We start from the raw sequence: 5,590 nt of genomic DNA, 5'->3' as shown, positions 1-5,590 counted from the left end.
ATGGTCAAGCAATGTGATTGCGGGGCACCAAGCCAAAGAAATAAGCTTAAAAAAGCCAGCTGGTGTGATGATTACCGCGCCCAAGTTTTCTTTGGCTGAATGTTAATCAAAGTATGCTCGTGCCCTGGTGAAACCCTTCATCACTTTTTTCATGTCACGTTGCCAGAAAAAACGAAAGAACTGACAACTCGACTGACTGATAATTTTCAAATTTTAAAACCCGCACCTTCAAGTTAGATTGGTATAGATATAACCGCCAATAGAGGTAATCACATTACCACTGTGTTCAGTGGTATCGTTTAAGAGAATAACTGCTTTACCTGCTATGTTTATATCTCCGTTTTAATAGTAATGATTTTAAGTTTCCAGAATTGAAAATATTTTTTTGTGATATTTATGGTGATATTTCGTAAAAAGAACTGCAATATTATTATCGCAGTTCTTGATGTTTAATGTGTTGCTTAAATAATATTTATTTTTACTCCCATTGAGATGTATTATTTATTTTCCAATATTCAATATAATCGCTATCTAAATCTACTTTTCCATCTGGATATTCAACTCTTGCATTTCCTCGGGGATATATCCCAAGGGGGTTTTCTGAAATAATTACTTTGGGCATTTTAGTTTCATCCAGCGTGGGCATGTAGGTGATTTTCCATTCATTTCTAGGAGTCAACCTTAGCCCAAACGAAGTTGTTCCTCCGGTTTCGCCATATAATCCTATTTTATTATGGGTATCATAAACCTTTCTGAGAAAAGGATAAATGATTGGTTTATAATGAATGGAATTTATTAGCTCTTTCATATCCTTAGGTTTTTCTGCGTCGTTTATATAAATCGTTATACCTGTTCCAGTATAGGGTTCAGCATCTTTTATTAAATGATTAACATCATTATACATAATGACAAGCATAATAGTATTGATATTCCATTGACACCACCCCCCCCCTTGAAGAGGTATTTTCTCCTTAAAATAACCAGTTGTAGAGTTTACTAAAATATTAACGTCATCCCCTCTATGCCTAGGAGTATGATAAAGCATTCCTCCAGCGGTATTGTGAGTAGACAGACATTTATTTGAGATATATCTTCTCTTCAAAATGGGAGTAGTATTAGGAGGAATAACACCTTCAACTGTGATCCATTGATTGTTTTTAGGAGGTGAAAATGGTTCAGATTTATCTTTATAAGTTTGCCAAGAGTCCGAAATTGCATTAGATAAAAAGTCGCACCCTGTTAAGCACAAAGTGAGTGGTAATAATATCAATGGCATCGATTTTATCATAATATCTAAGATTCCTATCTTTATCTAGAATAACGCCGCAAGGCAGCGGGGCCTCTTTCATCTTTTCGGGTTACTTCCAACGTAGTGGCTAATTGATTATCTATTTCTCTTAAGAAATAATATTCTCTAATTTTTTTTCTTTGAAATACGGCACCAATCGAATGTGGTTCACTTTCAAGAAATGATAAATCTTCCGGCTTCCTTTGCAGTTTTTTATCTGGTGGAAGGGAACATAGTTCTCGCAATCTCTTGTCAATATACTCAGCATATAAGGCGCTGCTATGGTCAAAAAGGCCTGTCCCACGTTTGCCTGTAGGGTTTTCATCACCCTGAAAAAATGAACGTATCTCTTGCTCTCTGTATTGATCTACTTTTGTCTGTTGTTCAATAAATTCTTTAGTCTCTTTTCTGGTTTTTTCATTTAATTCCGGAAGTAAATAAAGTTTTGACTCCGAATCAGGGAGAACATAAAAGTAAACCAATTTACCATGGTGTAAAAAAGGGTCGTTATCACGACTGAGTGACTTAACACTTTTTGCAGTGAGAGCACCAGCCAGACTTAAAGATGTGCCCACAACAGTATCAAATACTTCGATTGCGTATCCTACAAATTTATAATCTGTTTGAAGAGCAATATTATCCATATCTTTGTTGAACGGCACTGATGGAACAAAATCATCTTCATTAACATGACGATAATGAGTAATTTCAGTGAGTTCCTGCACTGCACTTTGGGTGAATAAACGTGGCATACCGTAGGTATAGAGGCAGGGATTATAAGATTTGAGTTGTGCACTATGTAACAAGGCGAGGGCTCCGCCCAAGCTATGACCGCAGACGAATAGTTTTCTTGCTTCTGCTAATCCCAAAACATGTTCGAATACTGTTTCCCTTTTTTCTATATCAGGAACTTGGATATCTTTGACAAGATGAAAAGCTTCCCAAAAGCCTTTATGGACTTTTCCTTTCTCAATAAAACCACTACATATTCCTTTTTCAGTGCAGCTTAATTCTAGTGGCTGGAAAGTTCCGTCTGTGAGGACATCCTTTGTTTCCGTCATTTCAGTACCGCGCCATCCAACAATAACTTCTTTCTTATTTGCCACGTAAAAAAGCTGAGTATGTCCCTGAGGAACATCTTGTTTATTTGAGTCGATGTAGACGACCTCAGTATAGCGATCACTGAATGGGACATCATAAACAACTGGGGCAAAAGATTGGTCATTAAACTTATAGGGAAGTTCTGAAATATTAAGCATTTGGTTATTAAAAACATTCACAATAGAGCCAGTGGCGTACTTATTGTTATCACCATAAGTTAATATGCTCATCAGTGAAAAATTATAGGCATTAACCAGTGAATAATCTTTTTGGTGATGTAATAATAAAGACCATGCCCTGAATGGGCAGACCTCAATCACATAGCGATAACTATCGAAAGCAGAAGGTATAACTTCGATACCCATTGGTTCGCTGTCAGGAAAATGACAACTTGGAAGAGGGATTCCTTTTTTCCATCCTTTAATCACAGGTATTTTATCAACCAGTTCCCCAATCGTCGCATAACGATATTGGCGGCCTGATTTTTGACTTTCTGCAAAAACGGCTGAAATTTTAGACATAGAATCCTTAGAACGTGCGTATTTGTACTCGCCGTTGCGCTTTATTCTCAATGGGCGCTGTTCCATTTCATCAGTCAATTTCTGACCATCGAGGAATAAGCGAAGGGGGATAGCAGTCAGATTTTCTTCACGGATCATGCCGCTGCCATCTGTACCTCCTTTACGGGTCATTTTATGATTTTTCAGTGTGTAAGGCATATTGGCGATAGGTTTGTTGTACTCATCAACCAATTGAATTTCTATTTTGTTGTTTGCCATTTTCTGACAATCATGACAATAAATCGAATTTTTATTACTCATAACTTATTGCTCCTGTTATTTTTCTTGTTCCATCGCCAACAAATAATCCTGACTGGATATCTTTTCAACATACTGACCGGCTTCTAATTTTTGCCGCAGCCACTGTTCAATCTGTTGTTCCAGACTGCCTTCTGGCTTATCAAGTTGCTTCGCTATATCACCGTGGTTTTCCCATAAATCGTTATAGAGGGAGCTGCTTAAAACTTTCAGGCCATAAGGTGAATGTAGCCAAACCAGCTGTAGGTGTTCACCCAGTGTAAAAGGAATATCGCCATTACCTTGTCCGCATTCTTCAGGACGGTGGAAACGTGTGCCTTGGGGCAGGTCAATCATCAGTTCTGTCACGGGTGTTAACAATTCTGTCCAGTCACTGGGTGTGAGTGCTGGCAGTAGTGCACCGAATACCCGTGTATCCATCATACGAAAAACCACCTGTTCTCCTTGTAACACCACTAACTGCCTCTGTTGCCAATGAACCAATTGCTCTTGCCACGGGGCTGGACTTTGGTATGCCCAGCCCCAGCTATTGTCACTGACGGCATGACGATCTAGCATCATGCCGATAAGGGATAGTTGGCTTTTTTTCGCCTGCACCAGCCACGGGCTTTGTTTCAGCATTTTGCGCATCGGTGTGCCGCTATACAGTGGAAAAGCCTCCTCTACCCAATCGTTAAGGTAAAAGTGTTTTACCGGATCAGGATTTGCCAGTGAATTGAGCATAAAGAACACTGGCGTATCATGAGATTCGCTCAGCCATTGCTGCCAATTGACCGTAGGTGTTGTGTTTCTAACCGAAATAATGTCTTCCATCAGTATCATTCCTTAGCGGGTTTAATAACCATGCTGACGTCCTGTTGTGCCAGCTCCGGGCAATAAGGGTGTGCGGGAAATTCCATCTCCACATCTGGCAACGGTGCTACCCCCTCTGGTAATTGCAGTGCCAGCCCGCGTCCGCTGCCTGCCGAACCTTGTCCGACATTAATCGGTGAGGACAAAATCCCGCCCGGGGTGACTTTAAGAAAACTGCCGCCCACTTTCAGCGTGATTTCTGATGCCGCTTCCAGTACCACTTTGCCGCCACTTTTCAGGTGGATTTCCTGCCCGCTGTCAATCACGGTCGCATCACCGGTCTGGGTATGCTGGCTGCCGGCAATCCGGTGGGACACATCGCCTTCTGTGGTGATTTTGCGGGAACCGGCAACCTGATGATGGTCATCCGCACGGATGTCGTGATAACGGTTGTTATCGATACGTTGTTTCTGGTCGTGTTTGATATGCCAGAGGGCATCGTTTTCGATATGAGCCGTAAAATCTTTCTGGCCGTGGAAATAAATTTCCTCGCTGTCTTTGGCATCCTCAAAGCGCAGTTCGTTAAAGCCCTTGCCCTTATGGGTTTTGGTCTTGAAAGTCGTGCGGGTTTTCTGTGCCGGTAAATCCAGCGGCGGGCGGTTCAGGCCATTGTAAACACAGCCAGTGACGATTGGACGGTCAATATCCCCATTGAGGTAAGAGATAATCACTTCCTGACCGATACGCGGGATCGCCATAAAACCAAAGCCGTTACCGTTCCAGCCCTGTGCGACGCGAACCCAGCAGGACGCACCATCATCCGGTTGGTCATAGCGATTCCAGTGAAAATGGACTTTAATCGCGCCCTCTTTATTAACGAAAATCTCTTCCCCTTCCGGCCCGACCACCATTGCTGTTTCATCGCCATCGGCCAGCGGTTTGTAGTGGAAAGGCGGGCGCCAGTCGGCAAGGCCATCAATAAAACTGAAATGATTACTGAGCGTGGTGCCTTCCCCGCTGTTATCGCCCAGCGCCTGCGGGCAGCGCCCGTGGTGACTGATACCGACCACCTGCCAGCGGGCATTCAGTGGCTTATGTGGATGGCTTTTTATCTCAAAAATCTTGCCCGGCATCAGTTTGATGCAGTTACTGTTGCCGCTGCCGGTTTTTTTCTGGTTATCCAGCGCTTCATGGCGGTATTTGAGAAACGGTTTGGCTACCGCATCTTTCTGAAAACGCCCGTAGCTTTCAAACACGGTATACGGGGTTTGAGTGCCAAAATTGCGGAAACTTTCACTGCTGGTCATATGGGAAAGGTGATAACGCGGATTGTCGTAATTAAAGTCTTTGTGAAGGCTGCGTTGTGGACTCATCCCGACGCCTAACCGCACCTGATAAATCGTATCTGTCCCGTGTGCGGTTTCCGGCTGGGGCTGGTAAAGCAACGGCAGTCCCGCCGTCATTCCCAGATGGCTGTCACTGAAAAACAGGGTTTCATCCTCAAACCAGAAACTGATCCCCTCTTCCGCCGCCAATCGGCTGAAAAACCCATAGTCAGATTCCCGTTTCTGGGTCACATATTCTCTGTCCT

4 protein-coding genes are annotated in these 5,590 nt (G+C 42.8%); all 4 read right to left on the bottom strand.

Features of this window, described 5'->3' with window-relative positions:
- Positions 1-478: 478 nt before the first annotated feature.
- Positions 479-1,288, bottom strand: coding sequence for a hypothetical protein (locus AACQ81_RS00845; RefSeq protein ID WP_237388356.1), 810 nt, complete (start codon positions 1,286-1,288; stop codon positions 479-481).
- Positions 1,289-1,308: 20 nt separating this feature from the next.
- Positions 1,309-3,210 carry a lipase family protein gene (locus AACQ81_RS00840; RefSeq protein WP_237388355.1) on the bottom strand — a complete coding sequence of 634 codons (1,902 nt, stop codon included), beginning with the start codon at positions 3,208-3,210 and terminating at the stop codon, positions 1,309-1,311.
- Positions 3,211-3,225: 15 nt separating this feature from the next.
- A complete protein-coding gene (locus tag AACQ81_RS00835) occupies positions 3,226-4,020 on the bottom strand; it encodes a DUF4123 domain-containing protein (protein ID WP_237388354.1) in 795 nt (264 codons plus the stop codon).
- Positions 4,021-4,025: 5 nt separating this feature from the next.
- Positions 4,026-5,590, bottom strand: a 1,565-nt coding sequence (gene tssI / locus AACQ81_RS00830) for a type VI secretion system tip protein TssI/VgrG (RefSeq protein WP_237388353.1), incomplete at its 5' end; no start/stop codon positions are given.

It is taken from the genome of Xenorhabdus sp. Sc-CR9 (assembly GCF_963897815.1).
In the GTDB taxonomy this organism is placed as follows: domain Bacteria; phylum Pseudomonadota; class Gammaproteobacteria; order Enterobacterales; family Enterobacteriaceae; genus Xenorhabdus.
Note: the sequence above shows the minus strand (reverse complement) of the source record. Positions and strands in the feature narration are given on the sequence as shown.

What these genes read in the sequence shown, in the direction of transcription:
- AACQ81_RS00835 (WP_237388354.1), bottom strand. Translation starts at nt 4,020, where the DNA reads ATGGAAGACATTATTTCGGTTAGAAACACAACACCTACGGTCAATTGG.
- AACQ81_RS00840 (WP_237388355.1), bottom strand. Translation starts at nt 3,210, where the DNA reads ATGAGTAATAAAAATTCGATTTATTGTCATGATTGTCAGAAAATGGCA.
- AACQ81_RS00845 (WP_237388356.1), bottom strand. Translation starts at nt 1,288, where the DNA reads ATGATAAAATCGATGCCATTGATATTATTACCACTCACTTTGTGCTTA.